Here is a 16,619-nt window from a genome sequence, read left to right on the forward strand (position 1 = left end):
TTCGACGTGCTGACTCTGCGCGGTTGGCCACCAGCTCCCCCACCTGCCATCATGGGGAAACGGGACAACGTCCCGCATTGGGATCGAACATACGGGACACTGTCCCGTTTAGTAAAGCCGGCGATGGAAGCCGACAGTGAGAGGGACGGTGCGGTGAGCGGAAACGATCAGGGCGCGGGACGTACGGCCCGCCCCAAACGTGCGGACGCGCGCCGCAACGAAGAGGTCCTGCTCGACGCGGCCGCCGCGGTCTTCGTCGCGTCGGGCGTCGAGGCGCCGATCCGTGACATCGCGACCGAGGCAGGCGTCGGGACAGCCACGATCTACCGTCACTTCCCGACCCGGGCGGACCTCATCGTCGCCGTCTACCGGCACCAGGTGGAGGCCCTGGCCGAGGCCGGCCCCGCGCTGCTGGCGTCCAGCGCGAATCCGTACGCCGCACTGGCACAGTGGATCGACCTGTTCGTCGACTTCGTGGTCACCAAACAGGGGCTCGCCTCCGTGCTGCAGTCCGACGACCCCTGCTTCGACCCCCTGCACTCCTACTTCCTTGAGCGCCTCGTGCCCGTGTGCGCCGAACTACTCGACGCCGCGGTCGCGTCGGGGGAGATCGACCCCGGCATGGATCCGTACGCACTCATGCGCGGCGTCGGCGGACTCTGCGCGGGCGCGGGCAACAACCCACGCTACGACGCACGTCGACTGGTGGAACTTCTCGTCACGGGCCTGCGCCGCCAACACTGAGAGGTCGGCTCCGAGGGAGCGTTGTCAGTGGCCTCACCTAGAGTTCTCGCCACTTGATCGGTGAAGTGCGGGGAGGCACATATGGGGTGGGTCACGGCCGGCGATTACGAGGTCGGCCTCGACGGCGGAAAGGTGGTGTGCCGCAACGCCGCGGGACGGCGGTTGAAGTCCGTGCCGACCAAACTCGCGGAGGATCCCGCGGTCATGGGACTGCGGCAGCTCGCCGAGTGGCTGGAGCGGCACGAGCGCCAGTGCCTCACCGACGTCGAGAAGTGGATGGTGCGCTCGCTTCCGGTGCCCTTCGCCGTCATCGCCCGGGTGTGGCCGGATCCCGCCTGGCGGAGCGCGCTCCGCGATCTCGTCGTCACCGGTCCGGACGACGAAGTGGCCGGATTCCTGCGGGACGTCGACCTCGACCGCGGCCTCGGTCTGGTCGACCTCGACGGGGACAGCGTGCGCATCACCCCCGAACTCGTCCGTCTCCCCCATCCCGTCCTTCTCGACGACCTGGAGGAACTGCGGGAGTTCGCCGTCGAGATCGGTGTCGAGCAGCGCGCCCAGCAGCTCTTCCGCGAGGTGTGGCACCGTCCCGCGGCCCTCGACGCCGAAGCCACCACCGTGGAGGACTACGCGGGCGGCGCGTTCAAGCAACTGCGCTTCCTGCAGGGCCGGACCACCCAGCACGGCTACCGCGTGCGCGGCGGCAACGCGGTCTGCTCCGTGCGGGAGGACTCCCGCGGCGTCGAGGCCCGCGTCTGGATCGGCGACTACGACGGCTTCGAGCAGGCCGAGACCGGCCCCCTGATGTGGACGGACGGCACGGGCCGGGTGCTGAGGCTCGGTCAGGTGGGGCCCGTCGCCTGGTCGGAGGGCATGCGCATGGCGGCCACCCTGTTCGCCGGGCGGGACATCGAGGACGAGGAGCAGGCGGCATGACCACGTACGCGCACATCGACACGGCCGCGTTGCTCGACGCCGGCGCCGTCCTGCCCCTGGGCACCACCGCCGGCGAGGACGCCGACACCCTCACCGCGCGGACGTACAGCCATCCCGCGCTGGACGGCCGGGTGGCCGTCCGTCTCGTGCCGGGCACTCTCGGCGAGGCCGAGGACCTGGCTCTGGAGTTCCTCGGTCTGGCCCGTGAGCCGCAGCCGCCCGAGGTCGGCCTGGTCCGCCGCGAGACCCTCGGTTTCCCCGCCTGGGCACTGGTCAACGACCCTGCCAACGGTCACCACGCACTGGCGCTGGTCAAGGACGTCGAACGGCTCGCGCGCCAGGCCAAGTCACGTCCCGGCACGGCCAAGGAGGGCTTCGAGGCGCTCGGCGAGCGGCTCGGCCGGGCCGTGCCGCACTTCCTGCCGACCTTCTACGAGCAGGCCGCGCGGGTCTTCCTCCAGCACGAGAACACGACGTACGGGGCCACCTTCTTCGGTAAGGCCCGCGAGGCCGAGCGGGTGCACGCGCTCACCGTCGACGAGGAGCGGCAGCGTGCCGTGTTCCTGGAGTTCGCCTTCGCCGGTGCGCTGACGGTCAAGGCGCTCAAGCAGCATGTGAAGGATCTGGCCGGCCGACTCGACCCCGCCACGGCGTGGGCGCAGTTCCGGCAGCTGTGCGTGGAGCGCTGCGCGGCCGGCATGCCGCCGTACGCGTCGCTGCCGCAGGACGCCCGTGGCCTGATCAAGGCCGCGGGGCTCGACCGGGTCACCGAGGAATGCGCGTTCGTGGCCGACCTGGTCGCCTCACCTGCCGCGGTGCGGGCGCCCGCCTCCTTCTGGACCGCGTACCGAGCCACTCTCGCCGTCCTCACCGAGCGGCAACCGGCCGTACGGGCCCGGCTGCTGGAGATCATGCCGACGGGCCTGGGACGCGATGTCAAGAACGACGAGTTCTGGTTGACGCTGCTCGCGGAGAGCGGCGCCGATCGTCTCCTCACCGGTGAGGACGGTGAGGACGGTGAGGACGGTGAGGACGGTGAGGCCGGCGTGGGCGGCGTGGGCGGCGTGGGCGACTCGGGTGATTCGGGTGATTCGGGTGATGCGGGTGATGCGGGTGATGCGGGTGACGAGGTCGCCGCAGCCGGTTCGGCCAGCTCGACCGGTTCGGCCAGCTCGGCCGGCGACATCGTCACGGCGGACGGCATCGACGCGGCGGACTGGCTCAGCCGCTGGGCCGCCCACCGCAAGCACGGCGGTACGGTCGGCGGGCGCTCCCCGGCCACCCTTCAGCTCGTCGAACGGATGGCGCCGCGGCTGCGCGCCGACGGCCGGCCCGTGGACCTCTTCACGGGCCGCTGGTACGCCGGTGCCGACCTCGACCTGCTGGACCTGTGCGTGGCATGGGGCATCCCGCTCGCGATGCCCGCCGCGGACAAGGACGTGCATCTCGCCCTCGACCGCTGGCTCCACGAGCGCCGGCCCGGTGGCCGCGACCTGGCCGCCACCGCAGCGGACGCGCGCTGCCGGCCGCTGCTGCACCGGGCCATCGGGGCGTTGGGCAACGACCGGTCGCTCTCCCCGGAGTTGCTGGTGAGCCTCGCCGCCCATCCCGTACTCAGCGACGTGCTGCGCGAGTGGCTGGACGACGCGGCCGGGACGTTCGGCGCGTCGACAGGCCTGCCCGGCGCCCGTTCGGCACTCCACCGCCTGCGCCCCTTCCGTCCGGTCGCCGCCCAGGTCAGCCCGGAAGCGGTCGCACGTGTCGCGGCGCACGAGATCGCCCCGCTGCTCGGCCACACCCTGCGTTCCGGTATCCCCGACGAATTGGGCTGGCCCGCCCTCGACGAGGCGCTGCGGCTCATGGACAGCGAGACCGGCCGCAACCAGGACGACCACCTGCGCCTCACGGAGGCCTGGCCCGCGCTGATCCTCTCCCGCGGCCACAAGGCAGTCGTCGTAGGCCCGGACGAGGTGCTCCTCGACCACGATCTGCGGCTGCCCGTCGAGTTGGACCGCTGGACGCATCCGCGGTTCCGCTACACCGACGGTGAACTGCTCGTGATGTGGCCGCACGACAACAAGCAGTTCGGCTACTGGTCGGCCCGGCCGTCCGAGGTGTTCACCCTCGGCGGCGAGCAACTGCCGTACTGGTACGGCAGCGACGCCGGTGATCCCTCCATTCCGCTGTCCGATGGCGGCCGTGCCACGGGCGGACGTACCCTGCACGCTGGCGACACCGTCCTGCCCGCCGACCGCCCTGTCATCGGTGACGGCACGACGTGCTGGCGTCAGGGCAGGCAGGGGTTGCAGCAGGTCTGGCTGGAGTACGACCCGGCCACCGGGACGCACGGCCGTGCGTCCCTGCCCGCCTTCCTTCAGTCGGGCATCCGTGAGGAGGCCACGCTCCTGCAGCACCACTGCCAGGTCCTGCCGCTGCAACCCGGCCTCGAACAGACCCCGTTCGGCACGGACGGCACGGTGCTGGGCCGATGGGTGCGTTCGGAGGGCTCCGGCGCCGAGGCCCGGACGACCAGCGGTACGCCGGACGGCCGGACCGTGACCCTGCGGTCGGCCCACAGCCGGTCGGCCGGCTTCCCCCTCGGTGCGCTGCGGCTGCCAGGAGGCGCCGAACCCGTCGCCGCACAGTTCCACCGGCAGGTCGTGCTGTTCGCCGCCGAGGACACCTCGGACACCGGCGAACTCTGCCGGGTGACACCTGGTCAGGGCGGCGGGGAGTTCGCAGCCGGGACTCGGCTCGTACCGCCGGTCGCCTTCTGGCACGCGCTGCGCCCCCGTGACGAGCGGGCGTCCGCCGTACTGCGCGCGCTCACCGACAGGACGGCGGCCGACATCCTGGCCGCCGCGGCACGGGCGTTGACCGAACGGGAGGCCCTGGTCCTCAAAGCTGGTGATGCCGCCGCCCTGAAGACCGATGATGCCACCGGGACCACCGCCGACGGCAAGCCCGTCGTCCCGTCCGCGGACGACTTCGTCCGGCGTGCCGTGTCCAAGGCCCTGCCCGACCTCACCGACGAGCGGATGCTCACCGGTGTGTCCGGCCTGGTCCGTGCGTCGCTCCGCGTCGCCGGGTCGGTCGCCGCGTTCGTGGAGCCGCCGGTCGAACGTCCGCAGGGCGACCGGCGGCGGAGCGAAGGCATGTTCGCGGACTACAGTCCCGTGCACGGCGACGACCGGACCGTGCGGGCGGCCGCCGACGGCCTCGCCGAAATGTGGGGAGGGTGGCGCAGCGACACCCGGTGGACCACTCTGCGCCAGATCCGGGCCGTGAACCATGTCCTGTCCGGACGGCCCGCCGACGGCAAACCACTGCCCGACCTCGCCAGGACGGGCGCTCTCGGTGACGGATGGCGGAGCGAGGAACACACGATCCCCGGTATGGGCAGCGCGTGGACGTCCCTTCTCGCCGAGCTTCGTCCCCTGGCCTACCGGGCCACCTCGCCCGTGGTGGCCGAGGCCGAGCGGGAGGCGCTGCTCCTGCTCTTCGAAGCGATCGCCGAAGGGCCGCTCGCCGCGCCCGGAGGCGGGCTGCGGGAGATCGTGCTGAGCGAGCCGCACACCCAGCAGGAGCGTGCCGGTCAGGTGCTCCGCCGGGAGGGCCGCACCGTGGTCGTCCTCGGCTGCCAGAACGTCGACACCCAGCACGCCCGGGTCAGTTGGCTCGCGCTCGACCACGACCCCTCCGGCGCGTTCGGCGCCGTCGCCCATTTCGCCCTGGACAAGGAGACCTCGGTGGTGTCGGCGTTCCCCGAGAACGGCCTCGCCGCCGTCACCCGGCTGATCCGGGACAAGGGCGCCGCCCCGTGGCTGCCCGAGGCGCCCGCCGCTCTCGCCGACGCGACCCGCGGCGGCTTGGGTCCGATCCAGGCCGCGGTGCTGCTCGCCGGGCGTCCGCAGGATCCCGGAGCCGTTGCCCTCGCGACGATCGGGCTCAAGCCCCGGCAGCTGGACCTGGGCAACGGCCGCCTGTCGTCGCTCAGCCGGGCTGACCGGTCCGCGCTGCTGAGCGCCCTGCTGCCGGAGGACCCCGCGGACCTGTGGACCACCGGTCCCGACACAGCGGCCGCGGGCCGGGTGTGGGCCGAGCGACTCGGTTCCGTCGTCCGCCTGCCGGAGGACCTCGCGGTCGACCTCGCCGGTCTGCCCGCCGGTTTCGCCGAGTCCGTGCTCAATCCGGGGCTCACCCCCTGGATCAGCCGCACCACGGTGCAGCGTCCGGACAAGGACGGCGGTCTCGTCCCGGCGGACCCCGCCGCACTGCCCGGCGCGCACGACCTGACCCGCGCGGTGGCCGCCCTGGCCTCACTCGCCTACGCCCTGCCGTACAGGCACCCGCTGCGTGCGTCCCTGCCCGAGGGCCTCGCCGCCCTGCGGCACCGCCTCACCGACCCCGAGCTGCTGCTCGGACTCGATGTCATGTGGACCGAGAAGGGCGGCTCGACGGCGGTCGAACTGCGCAAGGCGTACGGGCTTCCCGCCACCGGGGGCGCCGACGCGTACGGCCTGACACCCGTCGGGGACGCCCTGGCGCTGCGGCCCTGGTACGCCGAGCGGGAGACGGTCCTGCTGCGCACCGCCGCCCTGACCGGCCCGGACGACGCGGTCCTCGGGCTCCTCGCGGGCCTGGTGGGTCCGCAGCGCGACGCCGGTATCCAGTCCCTGCGTGCGATCCTCGACGACGAGCTGGCCCACGCGCTGAAGGCCGGCACGGACCCCGAAGGCCCCACCGGGTACGCCCAGGACCCGACCGTCGTCGCTCCCGCACTGGTCGCCGCGGTGGCCGCGGCACACGGTCTGGGCGAGGACGCGGCGACGCTCTACCTCCAGTTGCTGGCCCTGCCCGATCCGACGGACCGCAACTGCGCCCGCTGGACCGGCTGGAAGCCCACCCGGCTGAAGAGGGCCCGCGCCGAACTGGCCGTCACCGACCTGGTGGTCGAGGCGAAGCGACCGCGCGCCGGGCGCACCCTCTTCCTGCCGTGCGGATGGCGCGACCTCAAGTCCCCCGCCCTGCCGGTGGAGACCTGGAAGGAGAGCCTCTACCCGATACGCGAGAGCACGCGTGCCGTGCCGCTCCTCCCGGTGCCCGAACTGTTCGCCCGCGCCTGGCGGCGGGTCCAGGGCGGGGACGCGCCCGCCTACGAGAAGCTCACCACCCGTGCCACCCGGAAGGGCCGCCGCCGATGACCACCCCCCGACCGGAACCACCGGGACTACCGGGACTACCGGGACGAGCCTCTGACGACGGCTCTCTCGGTGACGGCCCCCACGACGACTGCTCCCACGACGACCGCCCACCTGATGACACCCTCTCCGCCCATGACCCACCGACCCGACCGGACGTGCCACCGATGACCACCACCCTGGCCTCCGCCCCGGGCCGCCAGATCACCCCGCCCGAGGACCGGCACGCCACCGAGCTGGCCTTCCTGGCCGCGTACGACGACGGGCCGCGGCCACCGGCGTGGCGGCTCACGCCCCGCGCCGTCGTCACCTTCGTCATGGGCAGCGACGGCCGGGCCCTGCGGCTGCCCGACGGCGCCCAGGTGCCCGAAGGTGTGCCGCGGCGTCTCGTGGTCGAGGGGAAGTTCGTCGGCGACCGTGCCCTGGTCGAGCGGTGCGTCGTCACTCTCGCCGGTGAGCGCGGGCTGCTGCTCGTCGGCGAGCCCGGCACCGCCAAGTCCATGCTGTCCGAGCTGCTGTCCGCCGCGGTCTGCGGCACCAGCGGTCTGGTCGTCCAGGGCACCGCGGGCACGACCGAGGACCAGCTGAAGTACGGCTGGAACTACGCCCTGCTGCTGGCCCAGGGGCCCAGCCGGCAGGCCCTGGTGCCGTCCCCCGTCCTGACCGCCATGACCAGGGGGGCCGTCGCCCGGGTGGAGGAGGTCACCCGCTGTCTGCCCGAAGTGCAGGACGCCCTGGTGTCGTTGCTCTCCGAGCGCCGCATCGCCGTGCCCGAACTGGCGGGCACCGAGGACGCCCTGGCCCACGCGGCGCCCGGTTTCAGCCTCATCGCGACCGCCAACCTGCGCGACAAGGGCGTCTCCGAGATGTCGGCCGCGCTCAAGCGCCGCTTCAACTTCGAGACCATCGGTCCCATCGCGGACCTCGACGCCGAGACCGCGCTCGTCCGCAGTCAGGCCCGTGCCTCGGTCGAACGCGCCGGGGCGCCCTTCCGGGTCGACGACGCCGTGCTGGAAGCCCTCATCACGGCCTTCCGGGATCTGCGGGAGGGCCGGTCCGCGGAAGGCTGGGAGGTCGAGCGGCCCTCCACGGTGATGAGTACGGCGGAAGCCGTGTCCGTGGCGGGCGCCCTCGGACTCGCCGCCGCCTACTTCCCGGGCGACCGTGATGTCCTCGGCCTGCTGCCGGGCCATCTGCTCGGCGTGGTCCGCAAGGACGACCCCGCCGACGCGGCCCGGCTCCGCGGCTACTGGGACGGCCCCGTCAGGCGCCGCGCCGAGCAGGGCTCCGCCACCTGGCGCACCCTGTGGGACCTGCGCTCCGTCCTGGAGGACTGACCACCGTGCCCCTCTCCCCCGAGGAAGCCGTCGCGGCTCTCACCGACCCGGCGGCGCCCTATCTCATCGGCGTACGGCATCACGCGCCCTCGTTGGCCGCGGCCGTGCCCGCCCTGCTGGACGCTGCCCAGCCGGATGTCCTGCTCGTCGAACTCCCCGACGAGATGCAGGAATGGCTGCCGTGGCTCAGCCACGAGGAGACGCGGGCACCGGTCGCCCTCGCCGCCGCTCCCCGCGACGGGGGCGGCGGCCGGGGCCCGGCCTTCTATCCGTTCGCCGACTTCTCGCCCGAACTGGCCGCCGTGCGCTGGGCCGCGCGGCACGACGTGCCGGTCGTCGCCTGCGACCTGCCGCTCGCGGACCGGGCGTGGAGCACCGGCCGACCCGACCCCGCACGCCCGCACGACGGTCAGGAGGAGGGGCAGGAGGGTACGGAGGGCCACGAAGGTATGGAGGGCCCCGAGGGTACGGGCCGGTCCCCGGCCCCGCTGCCGACCGGGAGTTCCGCGCCCGCACCGGCCGCCGAGGCCGCGGCGGGCCTCGTCAGCGCCCTGCGCGCGCGGCTGACCGGCCGTACCGGTGATGATCTCTGGGACCGTCTCGTCGAGGCCGCCGCCCCGGGCTCACCTCCCGAAGCACTGCGGCGCGCCGCGCTCCTGACGGGCTGGGCGCTGCGCGAGGAGGCGTCGGCCTCGGGAGGCGTGCCCGAGCTGGACCTTCGGCGCGAGGAGTGGATGCGCGCCCGGCTGGCCGCAGCCACCGCGAACGGCGAACGTGCCGCCGTGGTCGTCGGCGCCTTCCACGCCGCGGCGTTGACGTCACCGGCACCCTCGGCCTCACCGGCGTCCTCGGCCTCTCCTGCGTCCTTGACGTCATCGACGTCGTCGACATCTCAGGCGTCACCGGATAAAGGCGTGAGAAGGCCGTCGCCCGTTTCCGGCCGCATCGCGACCGGCGCCTCGGGGGCTTGGACGACCTCCCTCATCCCCTACACCTACGCCCTGCTCGACGAGCGGTCCGGCTATCCGGCGGGGATCCGGGACCCGGAATGGCAGCACCTGGTGCTGCGCGCGGCGGGCGATCCGGTCGCACTGGAGGAGTCCCTGACACGCGCCGCCGTACAGGTCTGCGCCGAACTGCGCACCATGGGCCACCCGTCGGGCCCCGCCGAGGCCCGGGAGATCAGCCGCCTCGCCGGAGATCTCGCCCGGCTGCGCGGCCTGCCCGCGGCAGGCCGCGGCGAACTGGTCGAGGCGGTGCAGACGGTACTCACGCAGGGCGAGCCTTACGGGCGCGGCCGGGCCGTGGCGCGGGCGATGGAGCGGGTGCTCGTGGGAAAGCGGGGCGGCCGTCCGGCACCCGGAGCACCCCGCAGCGGACTGGCTCCGGCGGTGGAGGCCGAGTTGGCGGCGGTGCGGCTGCCCGGTCCCGACAGCCATGGCACGGACGCCACTCGGGAGCTGCGACTGGACCCGCTGCGCTCCGGCCTGGACCGCCGCCGCGAACTGCTGCTGCACCGCCTGACCGTGTGCGGTGTGCCGTACGGCGAGCCCAGGGAGTCCGTCGGCGCCGGCGGCACGGAGGCCCTGACCTCGCGCTGGGAGGTGCGCTGGACACCTGCCACAGCGGCCATGCTGAGCGCGGCCGGTGTCCGCGGAGTCACCCCGGCGCAGGCCGCCGAAGGTCTGCTGCGTGAACGGCGGCGGGCCGAGCAGGACGAGGGCGGGCCCACGGCCGCACAGACCTTGCAAGGGCTTCGGCAGGCGGCGGAGTGCGGCCTGCCGACCCTCACCGACGAACGCCTCACCGAGGTCCGTGACGTGCTCCCCCGGTCCGCCACGCTGCCGGAACTCCTCGGCGCCCTGGCCCTGTTGGACCGCCTGCGGACCGGTCATGTCGCGGGACTCGATGCCGACGAGGAACGGACCGCCACGACGGCCGCCGTGGCCGAGGCGCTGACCACCGCGGCCGTGCGGCAGGTCGACGGCCTCACCGGCTCCGAGGAGCCTGCCGACGCGCACGCGCTGGTCGAACTCGCCCATCGCGCCGACCTCTTGGGCGGCATACGGCTCGCCGACGCACTCGCCCGGCTGGCCGCCGACGGCTCCCCGCTGATGCGCGGTGCCGCCGGGGCCGTACGAGTGCTCCTCGGACACGAGGATCCACACGCTCTCGGCGATCGGATCGCCTCCTGGGTCGACGGGGCCGGCACCCCCGAGGCCCGCTCCGCCCTCACCGATCGCCTCGTCGGCGTGCTGACCGCCGCCGGTCCGCTGCTGGAGGCGGCGGCTCCCGCCCTGGAGCCACTGCTCAACCGTGTGATCGAGATGCCCGACCGGGACCTGCTCGATCGGCTGCCCGCCCTCCGGGGAGGCTTCGACGCGCTCAGTCCCGCGGCCCGCGACCGGCTGCTCGACATCGTCGAGGAGCGCCTCGCCACCACGCGGCTGAGCGACACCGGCGGCGTCGACCCCGTCGCGCTCGCCACCTGGACCCGCGCCGACCTCGCGGCCCGCGCCGCCCTGCGCACGCTCGGGCTGCTGCCACCGCCCCCCGTGGACAAGCCCGTACCAACGGCGGAGACCCCCGCACCGCACAAGCCCGACGAGCCGGTTCCCGAGGAGCGCGTCCTCGGGGCCGCCGACCGCTGGCGGCTCGTGCTCGGACGCCGTACGGATCAACTGCCGTCCTCTGCTTCGGCGTTGGCGACCGCGCTGGACGAGCTGTACGGCAGCGGACGCGGCGAGGGCAGCAGGGGCGGGCTGACGCCGGGCTCACGCGGCGGCCGCGAGGCTTCGTACCCGGGTGTGCGCGAGTGGTCCGAGGAACTCGCCGCCCTTTTCGGCCCGGGCATCCGGGAGGAAGTGCTCGCGGCTGCCGCCGCGTCGGGCCGCAAGGACGTGCTGGCCGAACTCGATCCGCAGAGCGTGCGGCCCTCCGTCGACCTGCTGCGTACCGTGCTCCGGCACGCGGGAGGACTGCCCGAGGCACGACTGGCCGCCCTGCGCCCACTGGTCCGCCGTCTGGTCGAGGCGCTGACCCGGGAACTGGCCACGCGTCTGCGTCCCGCCCTGCACGGCACGACCCTGCCGCGCCCCAGCCGACGGCCGGGCGGCGGACTCGACCTGTCCCGCACGCTGCGCGCCAACCTCGCGACGGCACGCCGCGGCCCGGACGGGACCGTCCAGGTCATTCCGGAGCACCCCGTCTTCCGCTCGCGCGCCAAACGCGCCGCGGACTGGCGGCTGATCCTGGTCACCGACGTATCCGGGTCCATGGAGGCCTCGACGGTCTGGGCCGCCCTCACGGCTTCGGTCCTGGCGGGCGTACCGACCCTGTCCACGCACTTCCTGGCCTTCTCCACGGAGGTGATCGACCTCACCGGTCATGTCGACGATCCGTTGTCGCTGCTGCTTGAGGTCAGTGTGGGCGGCGGCACCCACATCGCCGCGGGGTTGCGCCATGCACGTGAGCTCGTGACCGTGCCGTCCCGCACCCTCGTCGTGGTCGTCAGCGACTTCGAGGAGGGGTATCCCCTCGGTGGTCTGCTCGCCGAGGTCCGCAGCCTCGTCGGGGCGGGCTGCCATGTCCTGGGCTGCGCGAGTCTCGACGACACCGGCCGCCCCCGGTACTCGACCGGTGTCGCCGGACAACTCGTCGCCGCGGGCATGCCCGTCGCCGCCCTCAGCCCGCTCGAACTCGCCCGCTGGGTAGGGGAGAAAGTCTCTTGAGCCTCGACCTGCCTCCGGTCGCCCCGTCCGTGACCGCCGCACTCGTGGAGGGGCTCACCCCCCGCCTCCGTAAGCGGCTGGACGCCGGCGTCACCAAGCTCGCGGACCGCCCGTGCGTGCGCGACGGCGACACCGTACGCATCGCCGTCGACGACGACACCCACCTCGAACTGCACGCTCCCGGCGGCAGCGTGACCAGCGCGGACGCGATCCGTTGCGGCTGCCTGCTGGCACCGGACTGCCTGCACCGCGCGGCTGCCGCCTCGGCCGCACCAATCGCCGAGCCCGAGCCCGGGCCGGATACGGATGCGGATGCGGAGCCTGAGCCTGAGCCTGAGCCTGAGCCAGGATCCGAGTCCGGCCCGGGCACCGGCGCCGGATCGACACCCGAAACTGCCCCCGGACCAGCGGCGCATTCCGAGACCGCCACCGCCACCGCCCCCACCACCCCCGCCACTCCCGAGCAGCGCACCGCCGCGCTGGCCCTGTACGACGCCACGGCCGCCGTACTCGAAGCCGGCACGGACGGGGCCGGGGCCGTACTGCAGGCGGAGTTGCTGCGCGCCGCGCACACCGCACGGGTCGGTGGCCTGCCCAGGCTCGCCGGCTCGGCGGTCTCCGTGGTCACCCAACTCCGTGCAGCTCGGAGCGCCGACCCGGCGTACCGCCTCACCGACCTCACCGCGGCTCTCCGGGACGTCCTCATGACAGCCCGTCGCCTTCCGGACGCCACCGGCGCCGAACTCGCCGACCTGCGCGGCACCGCACGGCAGCCCTACGCTCCGGACGGATCCCTGCGGTTGTACGGGCTGTTCTCCGAGCCCGTCCTGACGGCGACCGGTTACGCGGGAGCGGTCACCTGGACCGCCGACGCCGAAGGCAGGCTCTACACGGTCTCCGATGTCGCCCCGGGCGGTTCCGGCCGGGCCGTGGGCGCGGCCGACCGGGCTGTGCGTGTCGGCGACACGGCTCTCACCCACCGCGAGCTGTCGCGGGCCGGGCTCGCCGTGTCCGGCGCGACCGTCTCCCCGACGGGCCGACTGGGCGCGGGTGCGGGCGTGCGGGCCGTGCGTGCGGCGGGGGCCGCCTGGAGCGAGGCTCCTCTCGACCGGCTGTGGGCGGCGCCGGTCGCCGAACAGGTGTCTCGTGCCCTGACCGGCGGGGAGGGACTGCTGTTCCTCGATGTGACCCTCACCGGGACGATCCGGGAGGCGGCGGGCGACTGTCTGCTCGCCGACTGCGAGGGCCTGACTCTCCGTCTGGCCGCCGCGCACGACCACCCCGCGCTGCCCTACCGCGACAACCTCCGTCTCCTCGCGACCGCTCCGGGCACCCGCTTGCGCGTCGTCGCCCGCCTCGACCCCTCTCCCGTGCCCCGGGCGCTCCTGGTCGCCGCCGGCCACCCCAGTGCTGCCGGTGCCCATGTCGACCTGGGCCTCGACCGCCTTCAGCACGCGGACCTGCCCGCTCCCGGGATGGCACCTACACCTACCGCCGAGGGTTCCCCCCTCGACGAGGCACCGCTGCATCTCCTGCGACGCCGTGTCCATCAGGCGGCCTCGGCGGGCCGTCGCGTGCTCGCCTTCTCCGGTGACAGTGCTGCCGACAGCAGTCGCCTGAGCCGTTACGGCTTCGCCTGTGCCGGAGACCTCCTCGACGAACTCCACGCCGCCGCCGCGGACCGGTCCCGGGATGTCTTCGGCCGCCTCGTCCCCGCCGACCTCAACCGGTTCGCCCGCGCCTGGCTCGCGGCGGCCCACTACACCGAGGAGGTGGACCGGGCGCTGTGCGCCGCTGCGTGGGGCGCCTCCTGAGAAGGGTGGCCGGACAGGCCCTTCAGAGCGACAGGAACTCGGCCAGGCCCGCCAGGAACCGCTCGATGTCCTCCGCGCTGCTGTAGGGAGCGAGACCGATCCGGAGGCCGCCGGTGTCGCCGAGGCCGAGACGGCGGGAGGCCTCGATCGCGTAGAAGGACCCCGCCGGGGCGTGGACACCGCGCTCCGCGAGGAAGCTGTACGCCTCCGCCGTCGACCGGCCCTCGAAGGTGAGCAGCACGGTGGGTGTGCGGTCGACCGCCCTGGAGTGGACCTGGACTCCTCGGAGCGCGGTCAGCCCCTTGTCGAGCTGTGTGCGCAAGGTCTGCTCGTGTGCTTCGAGTGCCGTGAAGGCCGAGGCGAGACGCTGCCGCCGCGTCCCGGTGGCGTCGGTGTCCAGGTTGGCGAGGAAGTCGACGGCCGCCTGCGTGCCCGCGAGGAACTCATAAGGCAGGGTGCCCAGTTCGAAGCGTTCGGGGACCACGTCGGTGGAGGGCAGGAGTTTGTCAGGACGCAGTGTCTCCAGCAACTCCGGCCGGGCGGCGAGTACTCCGTGGTGGGGGCCGAAGAACTTGTACGGGGAGCAGACGAAGAAGTCCGCGCCCAACTCCTCCACATCGACCAGCGCGTGGGCGGCGTGGTGGACACCGTCGACGTAGGTGAGCGCTCCGGCCTCGTGTGCCAGGCCGCAGATCTCGGCGATCGGGGGGCGGGTGCCGATCAGGTTGGAGGCGGCGGTGACGGCCACCAGCCGGGTCCGCGGGGACAGTACGGCGCGCATGTCGTCGGCGGTCAGCTCTCCGGTGGCGGGATCGAAGTCGGCCCAGCGCACGGTGGCGCCGGCCTGTTCGGCGGCCTGGATCCAGGGGCGGATGTTGGCGTCGTGGTCGAGTCGGGTGACGACCACCTCGTCACCGGGCGCCCAGGTCCTGGAGAGGGTGCGAGCGAAGTCGTAGGTGAGCTGGGTGGCGCTGCGGCCGAAGACGATCCCCTCCGGCCGCGCTCCCAGAAAGTCGGCCAGGGCCTGTCGGGTCCTGGTGACGATGGCCTCGGCGTTGCGCTCCCCCGGCGTCATCCGGCCCCGGATGGACAGCGGCTGCCCCATCGCGTCGGCGATCGCCCGGATGACGGGCTGCGGGGTCTGGGTACCGCCGGGACCGTCGAAGTGGGCGACTCCGGCGCTCAGCGCCGGGAACTGGGCGCGGAGGGCGGTGATGTCGTACGTCACGAATGCTCCTGTCGGTGCCATGCCGGGCCAACCGGCTGTGCTCTGGGCCGGCCCTGCCCATCGAGCCCGGCCGCCCCTGCATCGTGATCGTTCACCACGCCTGCCACAAGAGGCCCCTCTGGGGTCCGCTGCAGTGCCCTGAGGTGCTCACGCATCAGAGCACTCCACGAAATCCGGGAGATCGATTGATTTTCGATCGATACCGATCGATAATCGATACATGCATCAACTCTTCATAGCCGTACTCCGGGTCGGCATCCTCACGACGGTCGCGGTCGGGCTCTTCGGCCAGATCGTGGTCATTCCGACGACGGCGGCCGATGAGGTCGAGCGTTTTCCGCCCTACGGCCCGTTCGCCACGCCCTATGTGACGATGGCGATCATCGGCGTCGCCTGTGTCCAGGTCGCCCTCTTCGCGGTGTGGATGCTGCTCGACATGGTCCAACGTGACGCGATCTTCACGGCGCTCGCCTTCCGCTGGGTCGATATCGTCATCGGGTCCTCGGTCGTGGCGACGCTGTTGGCCGGCGGGGTCGCCGTGCATATCCTCCTGGCCGACATTCCCACTCCGGACGATGGCATGGAGCTCCTCGGAGTCCTGGGCGCCACGGTCATGGCTGTCGGCGTGGGAGCGGCGTTCGCGATGCTCACCGTCATCATGCGCGGACTCCTGCGCAAGGCGACGGACCTGGAGACCGAGATCGCCGGGGTCGTCTGATGGGGATCATCGTCGACCTCGACGTCCAGCTCGCCCGGCACAATCTGTCGGTCGGTGAGTTCGCCGCCGCCGTCGGCATCACGCCCGCCAACATCGCCGTGCTCAAGAACGGCCGCGCGAAGGCGGTGCGGTTCACGACCCTCGACGCGATCTGCCGCACGCTCGACTGCCAGCCCGGTGATGTGCTGCGCTGGGTACCGGACGCCGACGCCGACAGTCAGGCGTCCCGCACCTGACTCCTTCATCCGCCATCCGTCATCCGTGATTCGCCATCCGTGCCGGTCCGCGTGAACCTTGTGCGTTCCCCGTGCGTTGTCCTTGAAGGCCGCTCTCTGTCGGCCGGGCCGCGGTCGGTCGGAGTCGGGTCAGGGAGGGGGCGGGTCATGGCAGAGCACATCCGCACGGCCTCGCCCACCGCCCGGCACCGGCCTCCCGTCACCGGCGTACTGCTGGCGGCGCTGTTCACCCTCCTCGGCGTACTCGGCCTCCAGGGCGACCCCGCCGCGGCCTCCTCCGACACACTGACATCGGTCGCGGTCACCGCACACCACGGCCCGGCACCCGCACCCGCACCCGCACCCGCAAAAGCCAAGGCCAAGGCCGACACCCACACCGGTGTCGACGACACCTGCGCCACCGCCTGCGGCCAGCCGCCCCGCGCGGGCCGGGTCACCGCGGGCGAGTGGCACGCGCCGCCTCCCGGCGGGGTGTCGGTCCCACCCGGCCTCGTGGTCCCCCTGCCGAAACCAGGGCTGCCGCCGCCGACCGCACTCGGCGCCTTCACACCTGCACAGCATTACGAGCGGCACAGCGGGCGCGGCCCGCCGCCTCCCACCGGCATCTGACGTCACCCAGTCGACAGTCGATCTCCACCGCGCCCCTTTCCCGGGTGCGGTATGCCTGTTGGAGG

At 73.1% G+C, this 16,619-nt stretch carries 10 protein-coding genes; 9 read left to right on the top strand and 1 reads right to left on the bottom strand.

The window, feature by feature from the left end; genetic code table 11:
* Nucleotides 1-153: 153 nt before the first annotated feature.
* The 6 genes from ACH4DZ_RS31385 (at nt 154) to ACH4DZ_RS31410 (ending at nt 13,763) form a co-directional block, all read left to right on the top strand.
* Entirely contained in the window at nt 154-744 is a 591-nt protein-coding gene (locus ACH4DZ_RS31385; RefSeq protein WP_398290791.1) for a TetR/AcrR family transcriptional regulator, read from the top strand.
* A gap of 81 nt (nt 745-825) precedes the next feature.
* Entirely contained in the window at nt 826-1,680 is an 855-nt protein-coding gene (locus tag ACH4DZ_RS31390; protein WP_398290793.1) for a DUF4132 domain-containing protein, read from the top strand.
* On the top strand, nt 1,677-6,884 hold the full coding sequence (locus ACH4DZ_RS31395) for a hypothetical protein (protein WP_398290795.1): 5,208 nt from the start codon (nt 1,677-1,679) through the stop codon (nt 6,882-6,884). The genes ACH4DZ_RS31390 and ACH4DZ_RS31395 overlap by 4 nt, the downstream gene beginning before the upstream one ends.
* 164 nt (nt 6,885-7,048) lie before the next feature.
* On the top strand, nt 7,049-8,218 hold the full coding sequence (locus ACH4DZ_RS31400) for an AAA family ATPase (RefSeq protein ID WP_398290797.1): 1,170 nt from the start codon (nt 7,049-7,051) through the stop codon (nt 8,216-8,218).
* Between the two features lie 5 nt (nt 8,219-8,223).
* Nucleotides 8,224-11,949 (top strand): DUF5682 family protein, encoded by a 3,726-nt coding sequence (locus ACH4DZ_RS31405; RefSeq protein ID WP_398290799.1) that lies wholly within the window; start codon nt 8,224-8,226, stop codon nt 11,947-11,949.
* Nucleotides 11,946-13,763 (top strand): hypothetical protein, encoded by a 1,818-nt coding sequence (locus tag ACH4DZ_RS31410; protein WP_398290801.1) that lies wholly within the window; start codon nt 11,946-11,948, stop codon nt 13,761-13,763. Before ACH4DZ_RS31405 ends, ACH4DZ_RS31410 begins: the two co-directional genes overlap by 4 nt.
* A 22-nt stretch (nt 13,764-13,785) precedes the next feature.
* Here the strand turns inward: ACH4DZ_RS31410 and ACH4DZ_RS31415 are convergent, their stop codons facing one another.
* Entirely contained in the window at nt 13,786-14,991 is a 1,206-nt protein-coding gene (locus ACH4DZ_RS31415; protein WP_398290803.1) for a cysteine desulfurase-like protein, read from the bottom strand.
* A 220-nt stretch (nt 14,992-15,211) separates the two neighbouring features.
* On the opposite strand from ACH4DZ_RS31415, the gene ACH4DZ_RS31420 reads away from it, so the two are divergent.
* The 3 genes from ACH4DZ_RS31420 to ACH4DZ_RS31430 all read left to right on the top strand — a co-directional run bounded on the left by ACH4DZ_RS31420 (nt 15,212) and on the right by ACH4DZ_RS31430 (nt 16,554).
* Nucleotides 15,212-15,709: a DUF2975 domain-containing protein gene (locus ACH4DZ_RS31420; RefSeq protein WP_398290805.1), complete on the top strand. Its 498-nt coding sequence runs from the start codon at nt 15,212-15,214 to the stop codon at nt 15,707-15,709.
* Nucleotides 15,709-15,945 (top strand): helix-turn-helix domain-containing protein, encoded by a 237-nt coding sequence (locus ACH4DZ_RS31425; protein ID WP_398290807.1) that lies wholly within the window; start codon nt 15,709-15,711, stop codon nt 15,943-15,945. The genes ACH4DZ_RS31420 and ACH4DZ_RS31425 overlap by 1 nt, the downstream gene beginning before the upstream one ends.
* Nucleotides 15,946-16,092: 147 nt before the next feature.
* Nucleotides 16,093-16,554: a hypothetical protein gene (locus ACH4DZ_RS31430; protein ID WP_398290809.1), complete on the top strand. Its 462-nt coding sequence runs from the start codon at nt 16,093-16,095 to the stop codon at nt 16,552-16,554.
* The last annotated feature ends 65 nt before the right edge of the window (nt 16,555-16,619 follow it).

This window comes from Streptomyces sp. NPDC017991 (assembly GCF_044328075.1).
Lineage (GTDB): Bacteria > Actinomycetota > Actinomycetes > Streptomycetales > Streptomycetaceae > Streptomyces.

Coding starts and splice junctions, on each gene's coding strand:
- ACH4DZ_RS31390 (WP_398290793.1), top strand. CDS start 826: ATGGGGTGGGTCACGGCCGGCGATTACGAGGTCGGCCTCGACGGCGGA.
- ACH4DZ_RS31395 (WP_398290795.1), top strand. CDS start 1,677: ATGACCACGTACGCGCACATCGACACGGCCGCGTTGCTCGACGCCGGC.
- ACH4DZ_RS31400 (WP_398290797.1), top strand. CDS start 7,049: ATGACCACCACCCTGGCCTCCGCCCCGGGCCGCCAGATCACCCCGCCC.
- ACH4DZ_RS31420 (WP_398290805.1), top strand. CDS start 15,212: ATGCATCAACTCTTCATAGCCGTACTCCGGGTCGGCATCCTCACGACG.
- ACH4DZ_RS31425 (WP_398290807.1), top strand. CDS start 15,709: ATGGGGATCATCGTCGACCTCGACGTCCAGCTCGCCCGGCACAATCTG.
- ACH4DZ_RS31430 (WP_398290809.1), top strand. CDS start 16,093: ATGGCAGAGCACATCCGCACGGCCTCGCCCACCGCCCGGCACCGGCCT.